Origin of the sequence: Helicobacter sp. 11S02596-1 (genome assembly GCF_002272825.1) — a bacterium.
GTDB lineage: Bacteria > Campylobacterota > Campylobacteria > Campylobacterales > Helicobacteraceae > Helicobacter_J.
Genome location: NZ_MLAM01000008.1, coordinates 56223 through 82818 on the forward strand (window position 1 = coordinate 56223; position 26596 = coordinate 82818).

The 26596-nt window shown below is 41.5% G+C and carries 24 protein-coding genes and 2 tRNA genes; 8 read left to right on the forward strand and 18 right to left on the reverse strand.

The window, feature by feature from the left end; translation table 11 throughout:
* Window positions 1-8 precede the first annotated feature (8 nt).
* Genes BJI48_RS06110 through BJI48_RS06115 form a run of 3 tightly spaced genes read right to left on the reverse strand, consistent with a single transcriptional unit; the run spans window position 9 to window position 1784 of the window.
* Window positions 9-890, reverse strand: coding sequence for a carbon-nitrogen hydrolase (locus tag BJI48_RS06110; protein WP_095333003.1), 882 nt, complete (start codon window positions 888-890; stop codon window positions 9-11).
* 3 nt (window positions 891-893) lie between these two features.
* A complete protein-coding gene (locus BJI48_RS09460) occupies window positions 894-1061 on the reverse strand; it encodes a hypothetical protein (RefSeq protein ID WP_180763064.1) in 168 nt (55 codons plus the stop codon).
* 9 nt (window positions 1062-1070) lie between these two features.
* Entirely contained in the window at window positions 1071-1784 is a 714-nt protein-coding gene (locus BJI48_RS06115) for a ThiF family adenylyltransferase (RefSeq protein ID WP_095333004.1), read from the reverse strand.
* Between the two features lie 115 nt (window positions 1785-1899).
* On the opposite strand from BJI48_RS06115, the gene BJI48_RS06120 reads away from it, so the two are divergent.
* On the forward strand, window positions 1900-2892 hold the full coding sequence (locus BJI48_RS06120; protein WP_095333006.1) for an ABC transporter substrate-binding protein: 993 nt from the start codon (window positions 1900-1902) through the stop codon (window positions 2890-2892).
* Window positions 2893-2896: 4 nt separating this feature from the next.
* Here the strand turns inward: BJI48_RS06120 and BJI48_RS06125 are convergent, their stop codons facing one another.
* From BJI48_RS06125 to BJI48_RS06145, 5 genes are all read right to left on the reverse strand, one after another.
* A complete protein-coding gene (locus BJI48_RS06125; protein ID WP_095333008.1) occupies window positions 2897-3706 on the reverse strand; it encodes a FlxA-like family protein in 810 nt (269 codons plus the stop codon).
* Between the two features lie 323 nt (window positions 3707-4029).
* A tRNA-Met gene (locus tag BJI48_RS06130) sits at window positions 4030-4106 on the reverse strand.
* 22 nt (window positions 4107-4128) lie between these two features.
* Window positions 4129-4203 (reverse strand) — tRNA-Gln (locus BJI48_RS06135).
* Window positions 4204-5862: 1659 nt separating this feature from the next.
* The gene (locus tag BJI48_RS06140) at window positions 5863-7311 is read right to left on the reverse strand and encodes an amidase (RefSeq protein ID WP_180763072.1); all 1449 of its coding nucleotides are present in this window, start codon (window positions 7309-7311) and stop codon (window positions 5863-5865) included.
* Window positions 7312-7346: 35 nt separating this feature from the next.
* Window positions 7347-8807 carry an alanine/glycine:cation symporter family protein gene (locus BJI48_RS06145; protein ID WP_180763073.1) on the reverse strand — a complete coding sequence of 487 codons (1461 nt, stop codon included), beginning with the start codon at window positions 8805-8807 and terminating at the stop codon, window positions 7347-7349.
* Window positions 8808-9187: 380 nt separating this feature from the next.
* Here BJI48_RS06145 and ald point away from each other — a divergent pair, with 380 nt between their 5' ends.
* Together ald and BJI48_RS06155 are read left to right on the forward strand one after the other, a co-directional pair.
* Window positions 9188-10306: an alanine dehydrogenase gene (gene ald / locus BJI48_RS06150; RefSeq protein WP_095333014.1), complete on the forward strand. Its 1119-nt coding sequence runs from the start codon at window positions 9188-9190 to the stop codon at window positions 10304-10306.
* 196 nt (window positions 10307-10502) lie between these two features.
* Entirely contained in the window at window positions 10503-11534 is a 1032-nt protein-coding gene (locus BJI48_RS06155; RefSeq protein WP_095333016.1) for an A/G-specific adenine glycosylase, read from the forward strand.
* An 89-nt stretch (window positions 11535-11623) separates the two neighbouring features.
* Here the strand turns inward: BJI48_RS06155 and BJI48_RS06160 are convergent, their stop codons facing one another.
* From BJI48_RS06160 to BJI48_RS06185, 6 genes are all read right to left on the reverse strand, one after another.
* Complete coding sequence (locus tag BJI48_RS06160; protein ID WP_095333018.1) at window positions 11624-11884, reverse strand: hypothetical protein; 261 nt, start codon at window positions 11882-11884, stop codon at window positions 11624-11626.
* Window positions 11885-12070: 186 nt separating this feature from the next.
* Window positions 12071-12484 carry a hypothetical protein gene (locus tag BJI48_RS06165; protein WP_095333020.1) on the reverse strand — a complete coding sequence of 138 codons (414 nt, stop codon included), beginning with the start codon at window positions 12482-12484 and terminating at the stop codon, window positions 12071-12073.
* A gap of 129 nt (window positions 12485-12613) precedes the next feature.
* On the reverse strand, window positions 12614-13522 hold the full coding sequence (locus BJI48_RS06170) for a hypothetical protein (RefSeq protein ID WP_095333022.1): 909 nt from the start codon (window positions 13520-13522) through the stop codon (window positions 12614-12616).
* Between the two features lie 243 nt (window positions 13523-13765).
* Window positions 13766-14080 carry a hypothetical protein gene (locus tag BJI48_RS06175; RefSeq protein ID WP_095333024.1) on the reverse strand — a complete coding sequence of 105 codons (315 nt, stop codon included), beginning with the start codon at window positions 14078-14080 and terminating at the stop codon, window positions 13766-13768.
* Window positions 14081-14982: 902 nt separating this feature from the next.
* Entirely contained in the window at window positions 14983-15579 is a 597-nt protein-coding gene (locus BJI48_RS06180; RefSeq protein ID WP_095333026.1) for an FAD-dependent oxidoreductase, read from the reverse strand.
* A 31-nt stretch (window positions 15580-15610) separates the two neighbouring features.
* The gene (locus BJI48_RS06185) at window positions 15611-16378 is read right to left on the reverse strand and encodes a sulfite exporter TauE/SafE family protein (protein WP_095333028.1); all 768 of its coding nucleotides are present in this window, start codon (window positions 16376-16378) and stop codon (window positions 15611-15613) included.
* A gap of 132 nt (window positions 16379-16510) precedes the next feature.
* On the opposite strand from BJI48_RS06185, the gene BJI48_RS06190 reads away from it, so the two are divergent.
* The 5 genes from BJI48_RS06190 to BJI48_RS06210 all read left to right on the forward strand — a co-directional run bounded on the left by BJI48_RS06190 (window position 16511) and on the right by BJI48_RS06210 (window position 21754).
* The gene (locus BJI48_RS06190) at window positions 16511-17308 is read left to right on the forward strand and encodes a J domain-containing protein (protein ID WP_095333030.1); all 798 of its coding nucleotides are present in this window, start codon (window positions 16511-16513) and stop codon (window positions 17306-17308) included.
* Between the two features lie 358 nt (window positions 17309-17666).
* The gene (locus BJI48_RS06195; RefSeq protein ID WP_257874421.1) at window positions 17667-18530 is read left to right on the forward strand and encodes an NAD(+)/NADH kinase; all 864 of its coding nucleotides are present in this window, start codon (window positions 17667-17669) and stop codon (window positions 18528-18530) included.
* A complete protein-coding gene (locus tag BJI48_RS06200; RefSeq protein WP_095333034.1) occupies window positions 18527-20098 on the forward strand; it encodes an AAA family ATPase in 1572 nt (523 codons plus the stop codon). Before BJI48_RS06195 ends, BJI48_RS06200 begins: the two co-directional genes overlap by 4 nt.
* 3 nt (window positions 20099-20101) lie before the next feature.
* Window positions 20102-21436 carry an NFACT family protein gene (locus BJI48_RS06205; protein ID WP_095333036.1) on the forward strand — a complete coding sequence of 445 codons (1335 nt, stop codon included), beginning with the start codon at window positions 20102-20104 and terminating at the stop codon, window positions 21434-21436.
* A gap of 3 nt (window positions 21437-21439) precedes the next feature.
* The gene (locus tag BJI48_RS06210) at window positions 21440-21754 is read left to right on the forward strand and encodes a hypothetical protein (protein ID WP_095333038.1); all 315 of its coding nucleotides are present in this window, start codon (window positions 21440-21442) and stop codon (window positions 21752-21754) included.
* Here the strand turns inward: BJI48_RS06210 and carA are convergent.
* The 4 genes from carA to BJI48_RS06230 form a co-directional block, all read right to left on the reverse strand.
* Entirely contained in the window at window positions 21751-22872 is a 1122-nt protein-coding gene (carA, locus tag BJI48_RS06215) for a glutamine-hydrolyzing carbamoyl-phosphate synthase small subunit (protein WP_095333040.1), read from the reverse strand. The two genes, BJI48_RS06210 and carA, sit on opposite strands and share 4 nt — an antisense overlap.
* Window positions 22869-23420 (reverse strand): DUF507 family protein, encoded by a 552-nt coding sequence (locus tag BJI48_RS06220; protein ID WP_095333042.1) that lies wholly within the window; start codon window positions 23418-23420, stop codon window positions 22869-22871. Before BJI48_RS06220 ends, carA begins: the two co-directional genes overlap by 4 nt.
* Window positions 23421-23499: 79 nt before the next feature.
* On the reverse strand, window positions 23500-25485 hold the full coding sequence (locus BJI48_RS06225) for a PBP1A family penicillin-binding protein (protein WP_095333044.1): 1986 nt from the start codon (window positions 25483-25485) through the stop codon (window positions 23500-23502).
* Between the two features lie 8 nt (window positions 25486-25493).
* A complete protein-coding gene (locus BJI48_RS06230; protein WP_095333046.1) occupies window positions 25494-26591 on the reverse strand; it encodes a pyridoxal phosphate-dependent aminotransferase family protein in 1098 nt (365 codons plus the stop codon).
* Between the last annotated feature and the right edge of the window lie 5 nt (window positions 26592-26596).

The following is a 26596-nucleotide window of genomic DNA, read 5'->3' on the forward strand; positions in this document are numbered from 1 at the left end:
ATCTCCCCCTAATCACAAAATCTTTTTAAAATATCAGTATAAAAATCAATCCGCCTATCTCGCAAAAAGGGCCAAATACGGCGCACTTCCTCGCATTTTTGCAAATCTATTTCTGCGGTGATGATAACATCATCTTCACTGCCCCCTATAGCCAACAGCTCCCCTTGAGGTCCAAAAACAAAGCTCCCGCCCCAAAAACGAATGCCCTCCAAAACGCCCGATGGGTCTTTTTCAAACCCGACCCGATTCACCGCCACCACCGGGAGGGCATTAGCAATGCTATGCCCCCGTTGCACCGCCGTCCAGGCTTCTTTTTGGCGTTCTTTCTCGCTGGGCTCATCACTATCAAACCAACCGATCGCTGTAGGGTAGATAAGGATTTCTGCCCCTTTTAGTGCCATAATCCTAGCTGCTTCAGGATACCACTGATCCCAGCACACCAGCACACCCAGCTTCCCCACGCTTGTAGCGATGGGTTCAAAGCCCAGATCACCGGGCGTGAAATAAAATTTTTCATAAAATCCAGGATCATCAGGGATGTGCATTTTGCGATATTTCCCTGCGATACTGCCGTCTTTTTCGAACACAACAGCGGTGTTATGGTAGAGACCGCTAGTGCGACGCTCAAAGAGCGAAGTTACCAGCACCACATTGCATTCCTTTGCGACCTTGCCAAAAAACGCCACATCATTATCAAAATACGCCCCGTGCGAAAAATGTGCTACATCTTCGTTTTGGCAAAAATACTCACTGCAATGGAGTTCTTGCAAAACGACCAGATTTGCCCCGCCCACAGAGGCTTGCTCTATCATCGAGCGAGTGTGTGCCATCGTGGTGGCTCGGTCGTTTTTGAAGCTATGTTGCAAGCCAGCGAGTTTGATAGTTTTCATCAATCAATCTTCTTCGTATTCTTCATCAGCGCTTTCATAGTCATCGTCATCATAACCACTGTATGAGGGTGTTTCATCATCATCGTCATCATAATCGGGATAATCTTCATCAAAACCCTCATCATCGATTTCATCATCGCCATACATTCGATAAACATAAGGTTCTAGCATTGTTGTCTCCTATCTCAAAATATCTCTAATGACTTCGCTTCCCATCTGCAAACCAAAGCTTCCCGTTACCGCACTAAAGCTACCTAAAGGTTTGCATTTTGGATTTTCGGGACTAAATATTACCTTAAAATCACCACAAAAACCCTCTTTTTTTAACAATTCCCTGAATTTTCTGGCAAATTTATCGCCATAACTTTTCCAAACAGAATCCACTTTGATTTCTAAAGGATTGAGTTTTTTCGCACTCCCTGTCGAGCTGATGTAGCTCCCATAGGGCATTGAGGCGCATTTTTTTGCCAAAGCGACTTTTGCAGGGATATCATCAATCGCATCGATGACATAATCGTATGCCGTGCAATCAAAATCTTTTAAAAAATCATCATCGACACGCTTTTGGATGGGCGTTATCCCCGGATAGATTTCAGACAAAACCATCACCTTGCTTTCCCCAACTCTATGCGAGCCGATTTGTCTGTTTTGATTGGTAATGTCAAATATATCTTTATCTACGATACTAATATGCCCAATCCCCGTGCGATAGAGGCAATCGAGTGCAAATCCCCCGACACCGCCGACACCAAAAATAATCAATCGCTTATCCCTAAAGCGCTCAAAATCTTGCCCAAACAAAAATCTTGTGCGTGTGAATCTGTCTTCTGTGGGATTTTGTTCTGTCGCATTGTCTTTTATGGGATTTTTTGGGTCATTGGCTTTCCCTTGCATTTCTTTCCTTTTAGTTTTTGTCCTCTTAATTTTTGGTATGATTTTATCATATTCCAACCCCTGCGAGAGATTCAAAAATGGGTGGCGAAAATGACTGATTTAAAAGGCTAAAACTATGAAAAAATTGTTTTTATTGTTATTTTTAGGTGCTATAAGCTTATTTGCGGCAAATCCAACACATAATGGCGACATCGTAGTCAAGGATTATTTTGGGACCCAAACGTTCAAAGAACCCATCAAACGGGTGATTTATCTAGGCAGCTATGCTGAAGTGCCTGCTATGCTCGGGATTTGGGACAAGGTCGTGGGGATGTCAGCTTATGGCTTCAAAAGCGACATTGTCAAAGCCACCGCAAAAAATCTTGATAACATCAGAAAGCTAAGCGATGATCATTATGCAGCGCTAAATATCGAAGAACTCAAAGCCCTTTCCCCTGATGTTATCATCACCTACGTAGGCAATCCCCAAGCCGTCGAGTTTGCCAAAAAATTTGGGATTGCTTTTTTGTCATTTCGAGATAGGAGCGTGCAAGGTATCATCGATAATATCGCTGTGCAAGCAAAAGTCCTCCAAAAAGAATCCGAAGCAAAAAGCAAAATCGCCAAGATGAGAGAAATCCTCGCCCTCATCGAAGAAAAAACAAGCCCTATTAAAAACAAAAAACGTGTGATTGAGATTTTTCACAAACCCAATCAAATCAGCGGAAAAAACAGCTTGGATTCAGATATTTTGGCAAGTGCGGGCGTGGAAAATATAGGCTTACGCTATGTCGATAACGGGCGTGCAGAAATCAGTCTGGAAAAAATCATCGCAGAAAATCCCGAAATCATTTTTATCTGGTGGCTAAGCCCGTATAACCCCAAAGATTTGCTTGATAACCCGCAATTCCAAACTATCACTGCCATCAAAAACAAACAAGTCTATAAGCTCCCCCCTATCGATATTGGCGGACCTAGAACGCCCCTTATATCGCTCTTTGTCGCTTCAAAAGCCTACCCTGAAGCGTTCAAAGACATTGATATTAATGCGGTTTTGAAAGATTATTACCAAAGTGTCTTCGACCTTGATGACACAAAGATTGCGCCGTTTTTGTGGGAACACAAATAATGGCTTAAAAAACATATTGATAGGTCAGCATACCCGCATTCAGGCTACTGGTATATTGGGTTTGAATACCCGAATTATCGTGTTTCAAGCCTCCAAAAATACGAATCGCCCCTAATTGAATCTGGGAGTGACCAAAGGCTAAACTTATTCCAAAAGGAATCCTATAAACAAGATGTCTTTTGATTTTTATAGTGTAGGATTTAGTCAAATAAGTCGCAGCATAGGAAGCATAATCCTTATTGGGTAGAACCCATCCAAACCCCGCCCCGCCATAAATACCCAAAGCAACCTTGCCTAATGGGATTTGAAGCAACAATTCCCCATTAGCACCCAAATGAACTCCCCCAATATATCCTCCATCAATAGAACCCCTCAATCCAAAAAAATCACCCAACATCTTTTGAACCCCGAACTTCAGTAAAACCGCAGACCCATTGATTGTATATCCTGATGTGTATAAAAGCGGGATTGGTGAAAATAAAACGGAAGTTTTTCCAGTAAAGCCCCCAAGACCAATTGAAAAAAACTTCCCTGTCTGTTTGTCTTTAAGCGTTGCTAACTTGGATGGGGGATTTTTCTGTTTTTCAGAGGGGCTAGGGGCTTGTTGATTTGAAGCCTCTTGACTTGAATTTTCTTGATTCTTTTTGGATTCTATTTTCCCTGTTGTTTTTTGAGTATCTTGTTGTTTTTTGAGGAGTTCGATTTGTTTTTGGAGTTTTTCTATTTTAGAAGATATATCTATTTCTTGAGCATATAAGTTACCCGTCGCCAAAAAATAAATAATCATTTGCAGTAGCAATCTAACAATCTTCATTATAAACCTTTTATTAAAGTTAAAAACAACTATTATAATTAAAAATTTATTATAAACTATTTAGCCAAAAACCTTTTGCTATCAAAGTGAAGCGTTCAAAGACATCGATATTATTGCGGTTTGAGAGATTATTACCAAAGTGTCTTCGACCTTGATGACACAAAGATTGTGCCGTTTTTGTGGGAGTGATGTGGTAATAATGTAGCGATGAAGAGATTTTGGATTCCAAAAAGCTTCAAAACCCAAAATTGGGAATGAAGCTACCAAAATAAATTAAAAAATAATCTTACAAAAATAGTTTGAGGAGAAATAAAAAGTTCTTATGGTTGCGGGAGACGGATTTGAACCGCCGACCTTTGGGTTATGAGCCCAACGAGCTACCGGACTGCTCTATCCCGCGACATAAATGCTCTATTAGAATGTGGCTGGGGTAAAAGGATTCGAACCTCTGAATGCCTGGACCAAAACCAGGTGCCTTACCGCTTGGCGATACCCCAATAAATCATCAAAAATAATGAAAAACTTGTTTAAGGGCAGAATTATAATCATTTTAGAAAAAATTGTCAATAAATCCTAAGGGTTATCTTCTGCTTGGCGTTTATTATCCTTAGAAACTTATCTCGAATACACAAGCATAGCAATACGCCTAAAAAACGGGCTTTGCCCGTTTGAGTGGTCTTCAGATTCGGGCTTTAACCCAAATCGATTTCAAATTAATGAGGCTTACGCCTTTTAAGGGGAAGGGGGGCTAGCTGTCCGCTATGCTCCTATCGGAGCATAAACGCATCGGCGTGTGAGGCTACCAGAGCCAAGCAGTTGGCTTTTTTAAGGTTTGGGCGTCCGGTATGCTCCTAAAAGTCGCATAGAACCATCGCCGTGCGAGCCTAAAAAAGATAAGCAGTTATCTTTTTTAACAGCTCTCCTCCTCACGAAGTCCGCCCAGATTCGACCCACCCACCCATAAAGGGCGGGTCAAAAACCCACTGCACGCCCCCTTAGTGGTTCAGATGACAGGGCGTAGCTAGCTTGGGTTTGCTAGCAATTCGAGACTTTCAAACCTTAGAAACTGGGTTGATGGGGCAAGCGTTAGCTTGACCATAACTCGGGTGGGTGGGTGAAAATCCTTTAGGAATGGAAAGAGGCTTTGCCTCTTGGAATGGTCTTCAGATTCACGTTAGTGAATCGAATAGAAAACAATGAAGTGGTCTTCAGATTTGATTTATCGAATCGAGTTCAAGGAATATTAAGGTGTAAAAACCCCGCCCTGTTGATGAGGCAAAGCGGGGAAAAACGAAATGATAAGAACGGCTATTTTTTAAACAACTCACGAATCTCTTTGAGAAGAAGCATAAGCGTCAAAATAGCAATGATGAAGTTTTTCATTGCGGTCTCCATAGTAGGTTTCCCGCCCGCCCCAGCCAAAAAAAAACCCGACACTTTCGTATCGGGCTTTTACCTACTATGGTCCTATCTATTTCGTTTTTATAAGACTATCTGAATCCATCACAATCCAGATGGTCCGATTATAACATAAAATTGATAAAACTAGTCTCGAATAGATAAGTCCTTAGACTTAGCTATGAGATGATTACTTTAGGACGAGAAGCGTTAAGGTTAAGCCAAGCGGTTGGCTTTTTTAAGGTTTGGGCGTCCGGTATGCTCCTTAAAAGTCGCATAGAACCATCGCCGTGCGAGCCTAAAAAAGATAAGCAGTTATCTTTTTTAACGGCTCTCCTCCTTGCGAAGTCCGCCCAGATTCGACCCACCCACCCATAAAGGGCGGGTCAAAAAGACCCTTTTAGAACAATGGGTGGGTGGGCGAAAACCCCCGTCACGCCCCCTTAATAATTCCAGATGAAAAAGCGTAGATAGCTTTTTTGTTAGTGATTTCAAACCTGCGAAACCTATGAAAACGGGTTGATATTCCTGCGTTAGCAGGATATAACCCTATCCTTTAGGAATGAACGGGAGCTAAGCTCTCGTGAGTGGTCTTCAGATTCGATTTATCGAATCGATACCTCTGAAATCTATCTCCAATATTCAAGGCAAGCTTAAATATGAGATGGTTACTTTAGGAACGAAAACGGGCTTTGCCCGTTTGAGTGATCTTCAGATTCACGCCAGTGAATCGAGTAAAACATAATGAAAACCCTCCCCTATTCTTCAAATCTAAAAGGCATTTTTGCGTGGCGTTCGATGTCTTCAGCGACTTGCATACACAAATCCGCCCGATAATCTGAAGCAAACAATTGCACGCCTTGAGGGATATTGCCATCTTTGATCCCTGTAGGCACGCTCATACTCGGGTAGTTCAAGCACACAAGGGCGAGCAATGGGATTTGTGCGGGTAAGAGGACTTCTTGGCAATACCTATCGCCTTTGAGATCATCGCCGTGCTTGAAAGGTTCTGTGCCTGAAACGGGCAACATCACCACAGGATAAGCATCTAAAATCTCATTATAGACCCTTCGGAGTTCATCTCGCTTCGCAATCGCTAGCATATATTCTTTCATATCTTTTGCTCCCGGCGCACCTTTTATCATCCCCTCCCACGCCTGTATCACATCTTTTGAGCCGTAGTCATAGACATAGTGTCCAATCACGCTGGTTTTTTCTGCGACAAGGATTTTGCCCCACACTTCTGCGGCGATCTCAAATTCGGGTAGTTCGATTTCTTCGACGATATAGCCATCTTCTTGTAGCCATTTGGCGGTTTTAGTGAGGTTTTCTTTGACGCTCGGATCGATTTTCATCCCATTGATATGGGTAACCAAAGCGATGCGTTTATTGTTTTTGGAATCATCATAGCTTAGCGGTGCAGGCACCCAGACTTGATCATAAATACTGCCTCGAGAGAGCACTTCTAGCCCGAGGCGAATATCATTGACACACCTGGCAAGCGGTCCTTCGATGGAAAAAAATTCACTCGCAAATGTTCTGCCTCCCGGGCTACTGGGGTCAAATTGCGGTATCCTGCCCCAAGTAGGGCGCAAGCCTACACAGCCACAAGCATAAGCTGGGTAGCGGATCGAGCCACCAATATCGTTGCCGTGTCCGATAAAGCACATCCCGCTAGTTACCGCTGCAGCAGCCCCGCCACTACTGCCTCCGGGTGTGAGTTCGTCATTCCAGGGATTGAGCGTGCGCCCAAACAAGGGATTTTCACTAAACCATCGGATGGCAAATTCGGGGAGATTTGTCATCCCGAGCGTAACACAACCAGCGGTGTTGAAATTCGTAGCGATTGTGCTATCTCCCTCACAAATCCTGTCTTTGAAAACCCCGCCATTGGTGTTTCGCTCGCCCTTGACATCGACATTGTCTTTGATGGTAACGGGCACGCCGTGCAATGAAGAGAGGATAATCCCTTGAGCGATGAGGTCATCGGCTTGTTTGGCTTGAGCGAGGGCTTTTTGCTCCATCAGATTGATAATCGCATTGATTTTGGGATTGACTTTTTTGATCCGCTCCAAAACACTTTTGGTCGCCTCAGTCGAGCTGATGGCTTTATAGCGGATACCTAGGGCGACTTCTGTCGCACTCCATTGCCAAATAGGTGCAGTCGGTAGGGTTTTTTGGATTTCTTTGGTGCGATCAAATTTCATTGTTTTTTCCTTAGATTTATTATGCATTTTGCGGGTCAATCCCAGCATTCAGCGTTTTTTATACCAAGCTTTTTGGCACTAAATGTTGGATTTAGCCCTTGTTTTCTTTGGAATTTGTAGTCATCAAGGGCTTTTTTGACAACTTTAGCGAGCAAGAATACAGCGATGATATTGATGGTCGCCCCGATTCCCATTGCGACATTGGCAATCCCCCACGCAGAAGATACGGAGATCTGCGCCCCAGTATAAACGACAATAATCGAAAGAACACGATAAGCAAAAAGCAATTTTTTGTCATCTTTGAGGTATTTAATATTCATTTGCCCGACATAATACGCCCCGATAATGACGGTCGAGGTGAGGATAATCACAAGGGCAGTGATGTAGTATTCTCCCCAGATACCAAAGCTTTCAAACATCGCTGTGCGCACCAATGGCATCGCATCATTGATCTGTGTGCCACCTGGAGAGGCGATGAGCTTGGCATACGTATCGCTATAGAGCATAAATAATATCGATAATGTCGCAATCACGGTGTCGGTAAAAACGCAGAATGCCTGAACAATGCCTTGCTTGACAGGGTGGCTGGTGTGGGCAGATGAGGATGCGCCAGGCACAGAGCCTAGCCCGGCTTCATTGGCAAAAAGCCCCCGCTGGATACCGATGACAATCACACTCCCAGCAAAGCCCCCAAAGATGGTGTGAAAATCAAAGGCGCTTTTGAAAATCATTGCGATGACTTCGGGGGTTTTTTCATAATGCATTAAAATACTAATGATAGAAACCAAAATAAACAATCCCGCCATAAACGGCGTAACGTAGCTTGTGAATCTTGCGATATAGCGCCCCCCGCCAAAAAACATAATCCCTGCAAAAATCGCCAAGCACGCCCCCACATAAATACTCAAATAGCTCGCTTCACCCTCGCTATGGGGTAAATAAGTCCGCAAAAAGTCATAGATTGTGTTGCTATAAAGGGCTGTGAAGCTAAAGCCGATGGTAATAACGATGATAGCATAGAGGATGGCAAACCCTTTGGCATTAAGCCCTTTGGTAAGATAATACGATGGCCCGCCTTTGAATGCCCCGCCATCCCTGCTTTTATAGATTTGTCCGAGCGTGTTTTCTGCCACAGAAACCGCACCATTTAAAAACGCCGCGATCCATACCCATACCAAAGCTCCCGGTCCGCCCACAACGATAGCTACTGCCATCCCGACAATCGTCCCCATCCCTACCCGTGTGCCCATACTAATCATCAAGGCTTCATAGGGGGAGATGTGATCTTTGTTGCCTTTTGCGCTAGGATCTCTTTCGGTGATGACCTTGAATGCGTCTTTTGCGAGCATAATTTGGGGTAACAAAAGCTTGATACTAAAATAAATCCCCACTAAAAGCAAGAGGGCAACCAAATAATACCCCCAGATAAAATCGTTTGCGTTTTCGATGAATTTTGAAAACAAGAAAGCGAAATTTTCATTACCAGATGTGTCCATAGTTTTCCTCATTTCAGATTATTATTTTTATATATGTTCGATAAATTTTACAAATAAAGTTTATTTTTATCATTTTTATATTCCCATATCTACACAGAAAATTTTTAATTGTTACATTTATATACATTTGGATGGGGACGGATAGGGAATCAATGATGGTGTTTTTGGGCAATCAAAAAACGCAAAATCCCCGCATAGTGCGTGATAGACACGGGGAATTTGGTATTATTTTTTGGGTGTGATACGGGGGTTTTTGTCTATGGGAAGCAATCAAAAACCCAAAACAATGGGATGATAAGTTTGTCTTCAATAAAAGATGGTAATATGGTTAAATATTATTTTTTTCATTCAAAGATAAACTCATTAAAAAAGGATTTGAGATGATAATCGGTATTCCAAAAGAAACAATGAATCACGAACATCGGGTTGGGCTTATCCCCTCTGATGTAGCCAGACTGAGGCGTTCTAATGCTGATCATACGATTTTGGTCCAAGCCGGGCTTGGTGAAGAGATTGGCTTTAGCGATAAGATGTATCAAGAAGCCGGGGCGGAGATTGTCTCTGAAGCACGGGTTGTTTGGGAGAAAGCCGAGCTTTTGGTCAAATGCAAAGAACCGCTGGAAGATGAATACAAATACTTACGCAAGGATATGATTTTGTATAGTTTTTTGGATTTGGCGTATTCCAAAGAATTGGCACAGGCTTTGGTGGATTCAAAAGTAACATCGGTTTGTGGCGAGACTATCCCGGGACCAAAAAATAATTACCCTGTGCTAGCCCCAATGAGCGAGGTAGCTGGCAAGCTTGCTGCCCAGCTTGTGGCTGAATATTTTTGCACCCATCGGGGTGGCAGGGGGATTTTGATCGGGGGCTGTGCGGGTGTGCCACCGGCAAAAGTTGTCGTCGTAGGCGGTGGGGCGGTGGGTATGAATGCTGCCAAAACCCTCGTAGGGATGGGCGCAGATGTTTGGGTGCTTGATGTTGATGTGCATAAAGTCGCTTCTCACCCTTTGGTCGTGGGCAATCAGGTCAAATTGCTTTATGCCACAGAGGAGGGGATCACTACAGCGATGAATGGCGCAGATGGTGTCGTAGGCGCGGTGCTTGTAACTGCCACCCAAACGCCTAAGGTCATCAAACGGGAGCATTTGAAATTAATGCATTCTGGGGGCGTGATTATCGATGTGGCGTGCGATTTGGGTGGGTGTATCGAAACTATCCATCAAACCACCCACGATGAGCCTACGTATGAAGTCGATGGGATTTTACACTATGGCGTGCCTAATATGCCCGGCGTGGTCGCAAGGACGGCTAGTATTTGTTATTCAAATGAATCGATGCCTTATGTTTTGAGTATCGCCAATGATGGCTGGAAAGAAATGCTTAAAATGCCCGGGGCATTGGAGGGTCTGAATGCTTATGATGGCAAAATCGCTCTCAAAACCATTGCAGATGCGTTCAGCTTGCCCTATATCGACCCAAAAACACTCATTGGTTAAATAATTTTACCTTTCTTCTTTTTTCTCGCCATCATCATAATTGGTTTTGATGATGGGGCTTCATCGCCAAATATTGCCAAATATCGCTATGTATGGCTAGGTATCGCTACATAACAAGCATCTTGATAAAATATTCAAGACACTTTCAAAGCGGTTTAACGATAGGATTTTTTAGATTTTGGGGCAAAAGATAATAATGACAACAAAAACACTCCACATACTCCATCAAGAGATTTTGCAATGGTATGGCGTGTATGGGCGCAAGGCATTGCCGTGGCGAAATCTCACGGGCGAAAATGCCCCTTATGGTGTGTATGTGAGTGAGATTATGCTCCAACAAACCCAAGTTAGCACGGTGCTAGGCAAGTATTATGAGCCTTTTTTGAATGCGTTTCCAACCCTGCAAGCCCTTGCTGGTGCGGATGAAAATGCGGTGTTGCTTTTGTGGCGGGGATTGGGGTATTACTCTCGGGCGCGTAATATGCTAAAGACGGCTAGGATTTGTGGCAAATATTTGCCCGATGAACCTAAAGAATTAATGCGATTGCCCGGTATTGGTGCTTATAGTGCGGGGGCGATCGCTTGTTTTGGCTTTGGCAAGGCGGTGGCGTTTGTCGATGGGAATATCCGCCGGGTGCTTTTGCGATTTTTTGCCCTTGAGATGGCGACTCCAGCGATGCTCCAAAGCTATGCAGAAGAATTGCTTAATGTGGCTAATAGTTTTGATCACAATCAAGCCTTGCTTGATATTGGGGCAAATGTTTGCACAAAGCTCGCACCCAAATGCGAGGTATGCCCGCTCCAAAAAGCTTGCAAAGGCAAGGACAATCCAAGCAACTATTTGCACCGCTCAAAAATCACTTATGAAGCCGTTACATACCATCTTGGCGTGTGTATCCAAGATGGCAAAATTGCCCTTGTAAAAAGCAATGATTCTGCTTATAGGGGGCTGTATAATTTCCCCAAAATTCTTGATGTTAGGGCTTCGGGTGGCATTGTGGGGTTTCCATTGATTGGGGTTATCAAGCATTCTTATACACGCTATCGATTGTCTTTGAATGTTTATTTATGCCCTTGCAAAGAGGCTTTGGCGGGGGAAATTGCGTTTTTTACCGCACCGGAGGTGCAAGATCTTGCAGTCAGTGCGATGGTGATGAAAGTCTTGGATTTGCTTGAGGAAAAAGGGATTTGGCGTGCGGGGCTAGTGCCTAAATCCCTGTTAGACTAAGGTGGTGTTTGATAATAGTGGGTGCTATGAAAGGTTAGAATTTAATTTTATTTAAAATAGATTTTTAATGTAATTAAACACGCCGAAACCTAATGCTTCGCCCAGATTTTTCCAAAATCATACCAGCTACTAAACCAACCAAATCCCTGCGTGCTTTGCATTTCTTCATCACCCAAAACCATCGCATTAACAGATTCGCCAAAAATCAAATTTTGATCGGCGTTGCTAAGGGTGTTACCCATATTTTGAGTGAAACTTGATTGATGTGTAACTCCATTTAATGGCTGTGCGCTAAGGATACCCCCAGCCAAAAATGCTATCGAACATAATATGACTACTATTTTTTTCATAGTAATTCCTTATTAATATTTTATACAAATTAAAATTTATGATTAATTTTAAGTTGCAACCAAAATCCTAACAAATAAAAAATTTATTGTCAATAAAAATAAAACTTATTCTTAAGATTAATAAATCAAGCATTTTGGACTTTTAAGTTTTTGCAGATAGTAATAATCCCAAGTCGCAAAACACCATCACTTGATATAGGTATTATAAAAACGTTTGAAACTACGAGGTATATCAGACCAATTAAACCCACGATGATAAACCCGAATGCTTGTTGGCAAATCTGGGGTAGGACTAAAGTCTAAAAAATAAGGATCATAAAAGGCTGTCATATCTGTGAGACTTTTTGGGGTATTTTCATTATATTTTTCTTCATAAGGATTGACTATTCCTATCAAAAAGGCTTCGGGGTAGTTTTGACGCAGATAGCTGACATAAATGTCAAAATCGCTATGTTGCTTTAATAGGGAGTTTTCTAGCGTGTTTGTAGGGTTTGATGAATTATCTTGGGCTTTGATGGTGGGGGTATAGATAAAGTTAAATAAAATAATTATTAATAAAATATTTTTTACAATTTTTTTGGGTGAAATGGCAAAAATCATCTTAGAAACCCGTTGATTTTATTGAGAGGTATTTTTTGGGTGCTTGGCTTGATTTTGGGAAATCCCGCCACTGGGGCTGGGATTTTGTGGAATGGGGGTATTTTGATAGCACCTGCTAAGCTTAGAAAATCATTTGAAATAGATTCCAAATGTAATCCCTGCACTCAACGCATTGCGTTCAAGGGTATAGCTCATAAATTCAAATGAAATTTTGCCCCCTACGTGCTGGTTGAAATCAAACTTGCTCCCTGTGCCAAAACCAATACCAAAGGCTTCACGCCCATCATAGTTGATTTTTTCTCCATTGATCCTATCGGCTTGTTTCCACGATACGATACCCTCAAAGAAACCAAGTTTATTTTCTTTGCCCAATTGCCACAAATATTTGAACCCCCATTCATCGCCATTTTTGAAACTCATATCGCTGTTGTAGCTTTGCTTGAGATTGAGGCGGTAGAAAAGTTGTGCGGTAAAAGAGCCAAATTTTGCACCCTCTTCTTTGCGTCTGATGATATTAAGAAAAAATGTATGCCCTTTGAAAAGCCCATAGTTTGACTTGCCATTGGCAAATACGGCATTACTGATAATATCAGAATCATCGCCTATGATCAAGCGGAAAGTATCGCCTTTATAGAGGGTGATCATCAAGCCAACATTGGCATTATTGAAACCCACAACATCGGATTTTGTGCTTGTTTTTGGATTAAAGCTTTGATAGGAAGCATTCGCATTTCCAAAGACCTCCAGATAGTTAAATAGTCCATAGCGGAGATTGATATTTATAGGCACGAGTATGCGATCATTGCGAGTGGTGTCTGCTTTTTGGTATGTAGGTAGCGGGGCGTATTGGCCATTGAGATTAAAAACCCCATATTGGTAGGGGATATTGCCAGCATTTTTTGTGCTGATAGCAGTAAAACCTGTATCCACACCTAGCACGAAGCTATTACTATCAAGCACATCGCCCTCCACCGGCGGGATGGCTTCTACGAGGTTGAAAGTACACGCTAAAAGCGTGATAAAAGTTAGTTTTTTCATAGCTACTCCTTAGAATGCAATCCAAAAGCACAGGCAGAAGCAATACCCATACTTAAAAATGCAACTGAAATAAATGTTGTAATAAACTTTTTCATAATAAACTCCTAAAAATAGAGATTTTTATAAAATCAAAATGTTTTAAAAGTCAATTCTGATTTTATAATTTGGAATGCTAGCCCATAAAAAATTTATTGTCAATAAAAACAAAAATTATTTTTATAAATACTAAATATTGCGTATTTTTTACCAGTTTTGATAAAAATAATGCACGCTATTAATAATAATTAACAAAACAATCAAGCCAATGAAAACCAAAAAATTCTTGCTTTCATTTTTGTGTTTTATGATTTGATAGGTTTTTGATACCAAAAATCCCAAATACACTAAGAAAAGCAATGCAAAAACATCACTGATAAAAATCAGGAGATAGAGCGATGGCACACCAAAAATCACCAGCAATTTTTCATAGGGTTTTAAATGCGAGAAATTGACCCAGAGATAAAACAAAAATGGTGTATCCAGATATAGTAAAATAATTATAAAATCTTTGAATAACACCCAAATTCCTTTTTATATCACGATAAATCAAAAGCTTATTATTATGGTATATTTTTGAGTTTATGAAAACTTATCATAAAATAAGTAAATATTTTTTGTAAAGATTTGCCAATATTCCTAAAAATATTAGAATAATCACTTTTTATTCAATAATAAAGATATAAAAAATGTATTAAAATAATAAAAAATGCTTAGCAAAAAAGTCTGTTATACCTTTTTATCTTATCTGTTAAGGGAGCGTAGATAGTTTTTTGGTAGCAGATAGGATTATAGACCTTATAAAATCGGTTGATGACGTGCGTAGCACGGAATAACCCTGAATTTTAGGAATGGAAAGAGGCTTGCGCCTATTAGGAGGTGGTGGGTTCTACTTGGCAAGCTGCCCGCCCCCTTCCTAAGACCTCTTTGGGTGGGTGGGTTAAAAACCCACTGCACGCCCCCAATGCAATGCGGGATTAAAAAGCGTAGCTGGCTTTGGTTTGCTAGTAGTTCAAGAATTGCTAACAAAAAAGCAATCTACGCCCTGTCATCTGACCCACTAAGGGGGCGGGTCAGGGTTTTTCTACCCACCCACCCGATGAGTTTGAGGGGGATATTAGACCCACCCACCCTTGCGGACTTCGTAAGGAGAGGCGTAAAGGTGAAGCCAACTGCTTGGCTTCACTAGCCTCGCACGACAATGCGTATATGCTCCGTGAGGAGCATAGCGGACAGCTAGCCCCTTGTCCCCTCTCAAGAAGAAAAACATTAACGCTATTGCGATAAGAAAGTTCAAAGCATTAGAAAAGATAGCAGACAAAAGCCTTTGGGAGCAAAACTGACCCACCCACCCGTAGGCTTCGCTCTCGTGAGTGGTCTTCAGGTTTGGATTTTAAAATCCAAACCGAGTGAAAAAATATCACTTACCCCCGACTGCCTTTGAAATCGTGCACGATAGTGGGCGTGCCTTTGATGTCGCTAAGTATCGCACAAGCAGTCTCAGCAGAATCCCCAAGCGTGCAAGATACCATCGAGGTTACTCCCGAGGCGATCCCTGCGACATAAATCCCATCTTTTATGAGATTTCTTTCGCCGTGTTTGAGCTTGATTTTGCCGGGTTTAGTCATCAGGGTATGGGGTTGTGTGATCTCATCAAGCCCAGTAATGTCAAAACCATTTGCCCCGGTGGCTAAGATGACATAATCGCCTGCAACATCGCCTTGTGTGGTCTTGATGGTAAATGCACCCTTAGAGCCAGAAATTTCAGTGGCTTTGGCATTAATGGCGCTCACGCTTACAAATTCTTGGATTTGTTTTTTGATCTGGGCGATGATGGCTTCACCACTCACAGATTTTGGGAAAAACGGCACATTGTGGATTTCGGCTTTGAGGATATCCCCACCGCCATTATCGATGATGGTGATGTCAAATTCGAGTTCTTTATTGATAGCTGAGGCGAGTATCAGCGCAGCATTAAGTCCTGCGACACTCCCGCCAATAATTACAATTCTTTTTTTCATTTTAATCCTTTGATAAATAATTTTGGTTCGCTCATATCAGATTGTAGGCTGTAACGAGCATAGAAAGCCCATAAACGCTGAGTAATGCGATTCGATGGAGTTTTGGGCTTGAGATGATAATCAGCTTGATACCCAGCCAGACGCCAACTATCGAAGCTACGCCAATATAAAGCCCGGCGTGTAATACATCTGTGTCGATGACATCGTGGCTATGAAAAGATATTGTCCCTGAAATCGAGGAAAATATCACAAAAAACAACCCGAGGGGAACGACCCTTTTGGATTCATACCCCAAATAATACCCTAAAATTGGCACCATTAATAAACCCCCACCAATTCCCAAAGAAATCGCAAAAATGCCTGTGATGATCCCGGTAAGGATAAGCATTAGGCGTTGGTTGATTTTGGATTTGATCGGTGGGCTGGCATTCACAGAGGTTTTGAGCTTGAAAGCGTATTTGACAAACGAATAACACGTGATGATAAGGAATAAAATCGTGAGGGTTTTGGTATTGATACTTGAGAGGATAAGCCCGCTAAAGCTTGCACCGATCAGCCCGCCAATGCCGGCATAAACGCCATCGGATATGTTAAGCAAGCCTTTTTTGTAGTTGATGATAGAGCCAAATGTTGAAGAAAACATCATTTGCATTACAGAAATCCCGATAGCGTGTTCAAAAGAATAGCCCAAGGTCAGCATCACTGGCACAATGATGGTCCCACCGCCCATCCCAAAGAAACCAGCAGCAATCCCGCTTATCATCCCGATACCAAGATATGCCAAAATATCCAAACCCATAAAATTCTCCTAAAGTTTTGCCATTACTATACGATTTTAATGGTATAAAGTTATTTAAAATCTTGATTTTTATACGATATAGGAATTGGTTTTGCTTTCAAAGCATTGAATTGGGGAGTTTGAGGGATCATTATGAGTGTGAGTTATTGTAATCGCTATGTCCAGATCGAATTATTTCAAGGAAGCCGTTTGCTTGATAAGGTGCTCGAATATGCCAACAAGCATTTTTCTGAACAATACCATCTGTCATCTTCGCTTTTGATTTTGGATGATGGGGAGCGATTCAAAAAAGATTATCTTATCAACTGGACTTATTATGCGAGTTTGCAGGATGAAAAAACCGATCTTGACACGATTTTGCTCCAAAGCCATCTGCCGATACGTATCAAGATTTTGAAAAAAAACGATATGCTCCAAAAAGTCAAGATTTCAATGCGCGTCATCGGTCTAAACAAGGTCATTTTAGGGCTGGATCGGCAAAATAAAGTCGCAAAAAGATACCTCAAAGCCCGATTTGGAAAGTATCTGGTTTTAGAAACCCCAGATGAGTTGCATTTGAGTGGTTCAAGGACGCATTTTTGGGAAAGTGTGATGGAGCTTATTGGCTCTAAGATTATCCATAATGTCGCACTTGATTTTGATTATGAGGGATTTGATGGCAAAAGTTTTGGAGACACATCGTTTCTGACCCAAGATGAACGCTCGCTTCGGCAATGTTATCTTGAGCTAGAATCCCGATTTGATGATGATTTTGCGAATGTAAAAAAACGTTATTTAAAACTCGCTAGAACCTATCACCCTGATAATGTCTATGGCAAAGATGAACGCACGATAAAGTCCTATCAAGATCGCTTTAAAAAAATCAATGAAGCCTACCAAGCCATCAAAAAAGTCTGCAACACTAAAAGAATATGTGCAAACGCTTCGTGAGAGATGTTTGTTAAAATTTAAAAATTTGATTTTGCCTAGTGGCGCGACTGGTTATTTTTCTTTACAGGGAGCGGGTTTTATCCTAGCCTCACCCCTTTGCTTATCAGGCGGGCGGGTAAAATCTCCTGACCCGCTCCCTTAGTAGGTCAGATGAAAGTGTGCAAGTGGCTTTTTTGCTAGCAATTCCAGACTTCAAACCTTAGAAAATAGGTTGATGACCAGCGGTAGCTGGGAATAACCCCATACTTTAGGAACGTAGGGCAGTTTCACTGCCCGTAGTGGTCTTCAGATTCGATTTATCGAATCGAGTAAAAAATAATGATACAATAATTGATAAAAATTAATTTGAAGAATGAGAATGAATCCACCAATCCTTAGCCTTGGTGCGCTATTAAGACCCGCTACGCCGGGACTGAAAGCGACGTTTTTGCAAATCCAGCAGGCATTTTTAGATGAAGGTATCCAGATTGTCCTTGAAAATAGTAGTGCTGAAATGATCGGACTTAGCGGGGTGGGGCTTTGTGTGGATTTTGAATCGATGTGCCAAAAAGTCGATGCCCTGATGTCTGTAGGTGGCGATGGGACGCTTCTTTCAGCATTACGGCGTGCGTATGGGTATATGATCCCCTCATTTGGAATCAACACGGGGCATTTGGGATTTTTGACTGCGATTGGACCGGATGAGGTTGCCGCATTTGCCCAAATGCTCCTAAAAGGTGAATATGCTATCAACGAACATATGATGTTAGAAGCGCGGTTGCAGACACCTACTGGGGAGCGCTATTTTTATGCCCTCAATGAGATTTTGATCTCGAAAAAAAAGCTTTCTGGGATGATCCATATCAAAGCGAGGATTGATAAAGAATTGTTTAATGTCTATCACGCTGATGGGCTTATCGTGGGGACACCGACAGGATCGACAGCTTATAATATCAGTGCGGGGGGTTCTGTGGTTTATCCTTTTTGTAAAAATATCCTTTTGACACCGATTTCGCCTCATTCTCTCACACAGCGCCCAATGGTTTTGAATGATGAGTTTGCATTGGCATTTAGCATAGGCAGTGATGGGGTGCTAGTAATCGATGGGCAAGAAATCATAGAGATGGGGCAAAATGATAATTTAGTTATTACCGCAGCACGCCATTGTGCCAAGCTTATCCAAAAGCCGTCTCGAAGCTATTTTGGCGTGCTAAAATCAAAGTTTAAATGGGGCGAAGAATGATTGGGCGACTTATTGTCAAAAATTCTGTGGCATTTGAAGATGTGGATTTGGAATTTCAAAATGGCTTTAATGTCTTTAGCGGGGCGAGTGGGAGCGGGAAGTCTGTGCTGATGGAATCCTTGCTTGCGATTTTTGGGCTAAAAGAAAGCAATGCGGAACTCATTGAGGCAAATCTCGATATTTCTCTGGGGGATTTTGGCGTGAATTTAGAGGAATTTGGATTGCTCGATGAAAGCGACCCTTTGGTCCTTAGCATTGTCAAAAAAGACAAAACAAGGTATTTTCTCAATCGCTACGTAAGCTCAAGAAAACGGCTGGGCGAGCTGGTGGCTCAATTTGGCAAACACATCGCTTCAAAAGGGGCAAACGAACTCAAAACAGAAAATATTTTGCGGGTTTTTGATGATTTTATCGCTCAAAAAATCCCCACCCACAAAGAGCTTTTGAGCAAACTTTCTGAGAGTTTTGTCTTGCTTTTAGATGTTAGGGCGACATTGGCAATGCTGATCGAAGAAGAAGAAAACATCCAGAGTTTAAAAGAATTTGCCGAATTTGAAATCCAAAAGATTTCAAGCCTCAATCCCCAAGAGGGGGAATACGAAAAATTACTCGAACTTAAAAAATCCCTTTCAAAAAAAGAAAAAATTCAAGAAAGCATTCAAGCAGCACTGGGAGTTTTTGAAGATTTGCCAAAAATATTTGGGGCATTAGCACTCATCGGCAAGGAAAACAAGGTGCTTGAAGATAGCACGCTTGAAGCACGCGGGATCTTAGAAGAAGAAAATGAGCGATTAAACGAACTCGATGAGCTTAACATCGAAGAAATGCTCAATCGTATCACCGAACTTTCTGAGCTTAATCGCAGGTATGGGAGCATTCAAGATGCCCTTTTGCATTTGCAAACACAAAAACAAAAGCTCCAAGACTATCAAAATCTAAGTTTCAACAAAGAAAAACTTAATGGGAAAATCAAAAACTTAGAGCTAGCGTGTCAGGAGCTTGCTGTGCAGATAAGCCAGAATCGCAAGGCATACTTGCAAGCATTTCAAAAAGAAATTGCCACGCTTTGTGTCCAGCTGTTGCTAAAAGCCCCAAACATCACTCTTGAGGGCACTGAGATGAAAAAAAGCGGGACAGAGCAGATAGAATTAAAGCTTGAAAGTGCTGGGGTAGAGGCTCTAAGCTCGGGAGAATACAATCGTTTGCGCCTAGCAATGATGTGTTTGGATGCCAAAATCAATCATTCCAAAGGGATTTTGGTGCTTGATGAAATTGATGCGAATTTGAGTGGGGAGGAGAGTGAGGGGGTCGCAAAAGTGCTTAAAAGTCTTTCAAAAACTTACCAGATTTTTGCGATTTCTCACCAGCCACATATGCCTGCTTTGGCAGATTGGCATTATTTGGTTGCCAAAAAAGAACAAAAAAATGGCGAGCAAAAAAGCCACGTGCAACTTTTGGACAAAGAAGGCAGGATTCTTGAGATGGCACGAATGATTAGCGGGGCAGATATTACCAAAGAAGCCTTAGAGTTTGCCAAAAAGAAACTCGAACAAAATTGCAAAGATTAGGCGATGAAACACTCGCTGTTGCAGAATGTGGCGCGGTTTTTTAGCAAAGAAGAAAGTATCTATAATCTCAAGCGTGTTGATGATAATCTCTTGAAGCTAGAATGCAAAAGCGGGATTTTCTATCTGGATATGACCAAGGGCGCTAGCGATGTGTTTGTCGCCCCAAATGCGCTGGTGAGTGCGAAAAACTACCACGCCCCTTTTGATGTAATGCTCTCTAAACTAGCCAATCGTGCAAAGATTTTAGATGTTAGCATTGATGGGAATAATCGGATTTTGAAGTTTGCTTGTCTGCAATCTGGGGCATATAAAAATACGCAATTTTTTATCCAGTTTGAATTTACAGGGCGTTATACCAATGTGATTATCCTCGATGGTGGTGGGGTGGTTTTGGAGGCATTGCGTCATATCAATGATGACAAAAGCTCTCGGGAGGTGCGTATCAATAAGATCTTAGAGCCACTCCCGCAACCTCTTAATCCCCCTGAAGCCTATGAGGTTTTGAGCGATGAGGCACTATTCAATGAACTCAAAAGCACCTATGATAGGCGGTTGGCAAAAAATCTTGTGACCAAAAAGCAAGCAGTTATCCATCGGATTTCAAAAAAAATTCAAAAACTCCAAATCGCCCTGCAATCGTTGCCTAGCGAAAAGGAACTCCGCACGCAAGCAGAGACACTCAAAGAAAATGCCGGGATTGTATTGGCAAATCTGGGGAGTATTGAAAATTTTTGCAAAGAAGTGAGGCTCAAAGATTTTTCTGGCAAAGAAATAAATATTATTTTGCCTAATGTGTGTAGAACCCCGCAAGAAGCGGCAAATCTGATGTTTTCACAATCCAAAAAACTTGCCAAAAAAGCTAAAAACACCCATCTGCAGGTGCAAAATCTCCAAGATAAGATTGATTTTTTGAACCAAGAGATCGCCTATGTAAGCACCATTACATCTTTGGAAGATTTGGTTATCATCGAGCCAAAAAAATCCAACAAAAAAATGCCAACAAAATACGAAGTGTTTTTTATCGAGGGTTTCAAGATTTCAGTCGGGAGGAATCAAACAGAAAATCAAAGCCTTTTGCAAGAAGCCCGTGCCGATGATATTTGGCTACACATCAAGGACGTGCCATCCTCGCATATGATTATCCATTGTGGCAAAAATAAAGTAAGCGAGCAAGTGATCTTAAAAGCAGGGGAAATTTTGGTGGGTTTAGGAGCGATTCAAGCGGGGAATTTTTGTGTCGATTATACTAAAAGGAAGTTTGTAAAAATCATCGATGGCGCAAATGTCATCTATGGTAAATACCAGACATTCCATTATAAAAAACCATTTCAAGGATGAAAGATGGCGATTTCACCGATTGGCAATGTAACTTATATCAATCAAAATTCCCAAGCACCTGCTGTGCAACAAGCCAATGCCTTGAATCGAAGCGATTTGACAAATATCATCAATAAAGAATTTGAAGATAAAATCAAAGATATCCAAGAAGTCCGCCCCACAGAAGATACCCAAGCCATCCACCCCGATGGCAAAGGCAATGGGGGGTTTGAACAAAGCGAGGATTCAAGAGATGAGTCAAAAAAGTCTTTAACTGATAAGTCAAGCGAAGAAGAACCTGCACCCGCAAGCTTGCATATTTTGGATATCAAGGTTTAGATCATATCGGCAAATTGTTTGAAAAGATTGCTTGATTCTTTGGGACCCGGGCTGGCTTCTGGATGGTGTTGGACAGAAAATATCGGCACATTTTTGTATTTGAGTCCCTCAATCGTATTGTCAAAAAGGTTTCGATGGGTAACTTCAGCGATTTGGGCGATTTCTTCAGGGACAGAATAATTGTGATTTTGTGCGGTGATTTCCACACGATCAGTAAGGAGGTTTTTTACGGGGTGATTCCCGCCGTGATGACCGAATTTTAGCTTATAGGTAGGGTAACCTTGTGCGATAGAAAGGAGCTGGTGTCCTAGACAAATGCCAAATATGGGAATTTTTGCATTGATGAGTTGCTTGATTTCTTCGACTTCGCTTGTGAGCATCAAAGGATCGCCAGGTCCGTTGGATAGAAAAACCCCCTGAATTTCGCCGTTTTGAAATCTCTCTATAATCTGGGTGGCTTGAAAACTATGTGGTACAACTTCAGGCTCAAGCCCAACAGCACGCAATTCGTTGAGGATATTTTTTTTTGCACCAAAATCGATCGCAATGATTTTTTTGGTAGTTTTTGGCATCGTGTATTGGAAGCTATCGCAGTCAAAAATCCCGTATTCGTGTGTGTAGGGAGTTTTTGTGCTGACCTCTGGGATGAGATTAATCTCTTGAATATTTTTTGCATTTTCGAGGATATTTTTTAATTCTTGCTGGTTTGAGATTTCATTTGAGGCTACCATCATCATCGCCCCATTGTTGCGGATAGTTTTTATGAGTGATCTTGTGTCGATGTTGGTGATACCCAAGATATTTTGGGATTTTAAAAAATTACTCAAAGAATCGGTGGCTCTAAAATTTGAATGAAAATCGTTGTAATGGCGCACGATAATACCTTTACAAAATCCCGCTTTTGATTCCATATCCAAAGGATTTGTCCCTATAATGCCGATTTCTGGCATACTAAAGATGACAAATTGTCCCGCATAGCTGGGGTCTGTGATGATTTCTTGATACCCACTCATCGATGTATTGAAAACGACTTCGCCTACGCTTGTGCCATTTGCCCCAAAGCTTTCTGCTTCCAGAAAAAGCCCATTTTCAAAATAAAGATAAATATTTTGTTTCATAAAAACCCTTTTCTTCGGAGTTCTTCTTCATAGAGTTTCTCAAAAACCAGCTCGTATTCATCTGTGCCTGCCAAAAGTTTTCGTTTGTAGTTTTTCATTTTTTCGATGACTTCTTCTTCGATTTCTTCATAAATCTTTGAATACGTATCGATGGATTTGAAGATGAGATTTTTGATGAGATTTTCAGATACGCCAAATTGGATAAAGCCCTCAAGGCTGATTTCATCAAGTATTTTGTGGGAAAGTTCGTTGTAGCGATCTTCCCAAGATAATAAAAAATTTTCTTTTTCGGCGATTTGGCGCTTTATCATCCAAAATAATTGCCTCTCATCTGCACGCATAAACTCGATTTCATCAAGATTTTCTTCAAGCAGATTTTTGGCTTTTTCATCAATCTCTAATTCTTTTTTGATGTCTTCTTCTAGGATTGTTTTTGCCAAATTTGCGACATTTTCTATTGGGGTTTTGAGTTCCAAAAGACTGGAGTTAGCAATGTCTAATGCGATTTTGTTGGCTACGTGGGGGATATGGGTTAGTTTTAGTTTCATTGCTCACCTCGGGTATTGGATTGTCCGCATTCTAACGAGTTTTAGGTAAATTTCTATTTAAAGTCAAGTTCAAGATTTTTTAAAACAAAAGTTTTTCATCGATACTATCTTGCGTTTTATTATCTGGGAGCTTCGAACTTTGGGTGTAGTAATAATCGCTCCCATTGATTGTTTTTTTGGCAACACCTTCGGGGATGTCAAATTTTCGCTTCAAGCCCGGATCAATTTTGAGGACATTCGTCAAAAAATATGCAAATACTGGGGGTGCGATGACCCCGCCAGATTCTTTCGGTCCAATAGGCGTGTTATCATCCCTGCCAAACCAAACAATAGCCTGAATCGAGGGAGTAAATCCTGAAAACCAGCCATCCACGTTATTGTTCGTTGTCCCTGTTTTGCCCGCGACTTCAATGCCATTAACTTTTGCACGCCTGCCTGTGCCATTTGAAACGACTTCTTTGAGAATCGATATGGTCAAAAACGCCTGTTGTGGGGAAGTAACTTGTTTGACTTTGATAGGCTCAAATGCTGTGGTATTGCCATCTTTGTCGGTAATGCTTGCAATCAGTGTCGGTTCGACAATGGTCCCGTAGTTTGAAAATATCGAATATTCCTTGGCTGCACCTAAGGGCGAAATCCCAAAGCTCCCCAAAATAATCGACATATCTCGGGGGACGTTTTTAAAGCCGTAGTCTTGGAGTTGGTTATAAATTTTATCAAAACCCACCATTTCTACGAGATTGATCGTAGCGAGGTTGAGCGAGTGGCTCAAGGCTTCTTTGAGCGTTACAAGACCTTTGAAGCTTTTGGAAAAATTATTGGGTCGCCAATATTCACTCTCTTTGTCGGCTTCTTTGGTGTCGATATTGTAGTTTTTGTTGAAACTTCTGGCTACATCAGGCACTCTGGTTGCAGTCGAATACCCATTGTCAAAAGCGATTTGATAGATAAAGGGTTTGATACTGCTCCCTAGCTGTCTTTTTGCTTGCGTGGCTCGATTGAAAGCACTTTTGTTGTGATCGATACCACCTACTAAAGCGAGGATTTTGCCTGTTTTGGTATCAGTTACTACCATCGCCCCATTGAGGGAGTCATAATCGGTAAGTTCTTCTTCTGGTGATGGTTCGGGTTTGTTTTTATCCAATCTTGCTTTGATGTTTTCATAGCCAAATTTGAGTGCCTCTTGGGCAATTTTTTGGTAATCCAAATCAATATTGAGCCTGATTTGATAGCCCCCGGTTTTGATATCTTCGATCCCAGAAAGTTGTTTCAAAACCTCATCAGTTACGTAAGGAGCAGCATTTTGGGTGAGTGTTTGGTTATAGACTTGAGGGACTTCAGCAGTGGCTTTTTCAAGCTCTTCTTTGCTGATCCAGCCTAAGGTATGCATTCGATTGATGATATTATTGGCACGACTAAGCGAAAAATCGAGATTTTTTGTCGGATCATAGAAACTAGGGGCTCTAGGCAGGGCGACAATCATTGCGATTTCTTTGAGGCTTAGATGATTGAGGGGTTTTTTAAAATACCCCATCGCAGCGGTTTTGACACCATAATAGCCGTGGCCAAAAAATGTTTGATTGAAATACCTCTCTAGGATTTCTTCTTTGCTTAATGTGCGTTCGATTTGGATCGATAGCAATGCTTCTTTGATTTTGCGTGATAAGGTCTTATCACGTGTGAGGACCATATTTTTGATGAGCTGTTGGGTGAGTGTGCTACCCCCTTCGACGTATTTGCCATTTTTGATATTTTTTATCATTGCCCGCACGATCGCATCAAAATTGATACCGCCGTGTTCAAAATACAGCGTGTCTTCGACAGCCAAGAGGGCTTCGATCATCTTGGGAGGGATCTCATCAAAATGGGCATAAAATCGAAATTCTGTATCATATACATTGGCGATAAGGCGGTCTTTGCGGTCAAAAATTTGGGTGGCTATTTGGGGGTGGTAGTTTTTGATTTTGGCAATATCTTTTCGCAAATCCATCCACAATATCGCAATATAAGCAACGATGGATAAAATAAAAATTCCTAAAATCAGCACAATTATTTTTTTAAGCATTAGTAACCTTATAGACCTTGAGTTTTTTTGATAATTTTACACAATTTTTTTGTTTGTTTAGGGGAATTTTTTATAGACAAAACGATTCGCAAGATGGGTTTTTGCACGGTTGGTCTGCGGATTGAGCCGACTAAAAATTTTTTATCTTGGAGTTTTTTGTGTGCTTGTAGCATTGTTTGGGTATCACCAAAAGGGATGATGAGGATTTGGGATAGCGGGGTAAAACCGAGTGTTTTTTGAACAACTGATTTGTGGGCGTGGATTTTTTTGATGAGATGGTGTTTGTTTTTTTGAATATATGCTAGATTTGCTAAGGCAAGGGCTACATCAAATAATGACAGAGCGGTTGTGTAGATGATACTTTTGGCACGATTGCATAAAAAATCGATGACATTTTTATTTGCAAGGATATACGCCCCATAGCTGGCGTAAGCTTTTGAAAGTGTGCCCATTTTGATAAAATTTGGCTCAATAGGGAGCTGGTGATAATCAAAATATCCCAATAGATTTTCGCCAATACTGCCTACACTATGCGCCTCATCAACAATCAGGAGCGCATTTTTTGCAACAGCGATGTTGGCAAATTCTTTATCAGCAATATCACCATCCATCGAATACACGCCCTCAATCGCGATGATGATCCTGCCCTTTGGCGGGAAAGCATCGATTTTATGGATAAGATCTTGGGGATCATTGTGTTTAAAAAAAACTGCTCTAACTGCTAGGTTTTTGGCAGCATAGATACCGCTGGCGTGGTATTTTTCATCAATGTATATTTTGTCATTTTTGCGCACTAGTGAATCAAAAAGGGCGATGTTGCCCAAAAATCCACTGCCTAAAACCACGCAACTTTCAAATCCATTAAGTTTGGAGAGTTTGGATTCTAGGCTTTGGTGCAAAGGCGAATAACCATTGACCAAAAGCGAGGCTTTTGGAGAATGGTAAGGCTGTTTGGCAAGGCGTTTGCAAGCTTTTTTTGCAAACTTCTTTTTTTCAGAAAGCCCGAGATAATCATTTGAGGCAAAATCTTTCAGCGTATTTTTGAAGATTTTGCGCTCCCGATAGAGGTGCGAGTGCTTGATGGCAACAAGCTCTTTGTTAAACATTTTGA

Excerpts from the sequence above, each read along its gene's own strand:
- BJI48_RS06110 (WP_095333003.1), bottom strand. The coding sequence starts at position 890 with ATGAAAACTATCAAACTCGCTGGCTTGCAACATAGCTTCAAAAACGAC.
- BJI48_RS09460 (WP_180763064.1), bottom strand. The coding sequence starts at position 1,061 with ATGCTAGAACCTTATGTTTATCGAATGTATGGCGATGATGAAATCGAT.
- BJI48_RS06115 (WP_095333004.1), bottom strand. The coding sequence starts at position 1,784 with ATGCAAGGGAAAGCCAATGACCCAAAAAATCCCATAAAAGACAATGCG.
- BJI48_RS06120 (WP_095333006.1), top strand. The coding sequence starts at position 1,900 with ATGAAAAAATTGTTTTTATTGTTATTTTTAGGTGCTATAAGCTTATTT.
- BJI48_RS06125 (WP_095333008.1), bottom strand. The coding sequence starts at position 3,706 with ATGAAGATTGTTAGATTGCTACTGCAAATGATTATTTATTTTTTGGCG.
- BJI48_RS06140 (WP_180763072.1), bottom strand. The coding sequence starts at position 7,311 with ATGAAATTTGATCGCACCAAAGAAATCCAAAAAACCCTACCGACTGCA.
- BJI48_RS06145 (WP_180763073.1), bottom strand. The coding sequence starts at position 8,807 with ATGGACACATCTGGTAATGAAAATTTCGCTTTCTTGTTTTCAAAATTC.
- ald (WP_095333014.1), top strand. The coding sequence starts at position 9,188 with ATGATAATCGGTATTCCAAAAGAAACAATGAATCACGAACATCGGGTT.
- BJI48_RS06155 (WP_095333016.1), top strand. The coding sequence starts at position 10,503 with ATGACAACAAAAACACTCCACATACTCCATCAAGAGATTTTGCAATGG.
- BJI48_RS06160 (WP_095333018.1), bottom strand. The coding sequence starts at position 11,884 with ATGAAAAAAATAGTAGTCATATTATGTTCGATAGCATTTTTGGCTGGG.
- BJI48_RS06165 (WP_095333020.1), bottom strand. The coding sequence starts at position 12,484 with ATGATTTTTGCCATTTCACCCAAAAAAATTGTAAAAAATATTTTATTA.
- BJI48_RS06170 (WP_095333022.1), bottom strand. The coding sequence starts at position 13,522 with ATGAAAAAACTAACTTTTATCACGCTTTTAGCGTGTACTTTCAACCTC.
- BJI48_RS06180 (WP_095333026.1), bottom strand. The coding sequence starts at position 15,579 with ATGAAAAAAAGAATTGTAATTATTGGCGGGAGTGTCGCAGGACTTAAT.
- BJI48_RS06185 (WP_095333028.1), bottom strand. The coding sequence starts at position 16,378 with ATGGGTTTGGATATTTTGGCATATCTTGGTATCGGGATGATAAGCGGG.
- BJI48_RS06190 (WP_095333030.1), top strand. The coding sequence starts at position 16,511 with ATGAGTGTGAGTTATTGTAATCGCTATGTCCAGATCGAATTATTTCAA.
- BJI48_RS06195 (WP_257874421.1), top strand. The coding sequence starts at position 17,667 with ATGAATCCACCAATCCTTAGCCTTGGTGCGCTATTAAGACCCGCTACG.
- BJI48_RS06200 (WP_095333034.1), top strand. The coding sequence starts at position 18,527 with ATGATTGGGCGACTTATTGTCAAAAATTCTGTGGCATTTGAAGATGTG.
- BJI48_RS06205 (WP_095333036.1), top strand. The coding sequence starts at position 20,102 with ATGAAACACTCGCTGTTGCAGAATGTGGCGCGGTTTTTTAGCAAAGAA.
- BJI48_RS06210 (WP_095333038.1), top strand. The coding sequence starts at position 21,440 with ATGGCGATTTCACCGATTGGCAATGTAACTTATATCAATCAAAATTCC.
- carA (WP_095333040.1), bottom strand. The coding sequence starts at position 22,872 with ATGAAACAAAATATTTATCTTTATTTTGAAAATGGGCTTTTTCTGGAA.
- BJI48_RS06220 (WP_095333042.1), bottom strand. The coding sequence starts at position 23,420 with ATGAAACTAAAACTAACCCATATCCCCCACGTAGCCAACAAAATCGCA.
- BJI48_RS06225 (WP_095333044.1), bottom strand. The coding sequence starts at position 25,485 with ATGCTTAAAAAAATAATTGTGCTGATTTTAGGAATTTTTATTTTATCC.
- BJI48_RS06230 (WP_095333046.1), bottom strand. The coding sequence starts at position 26,591 with ATGTTTAACAAAGAGCTTGTTGCCATCAAGCACTCGCACCTCTATCGG.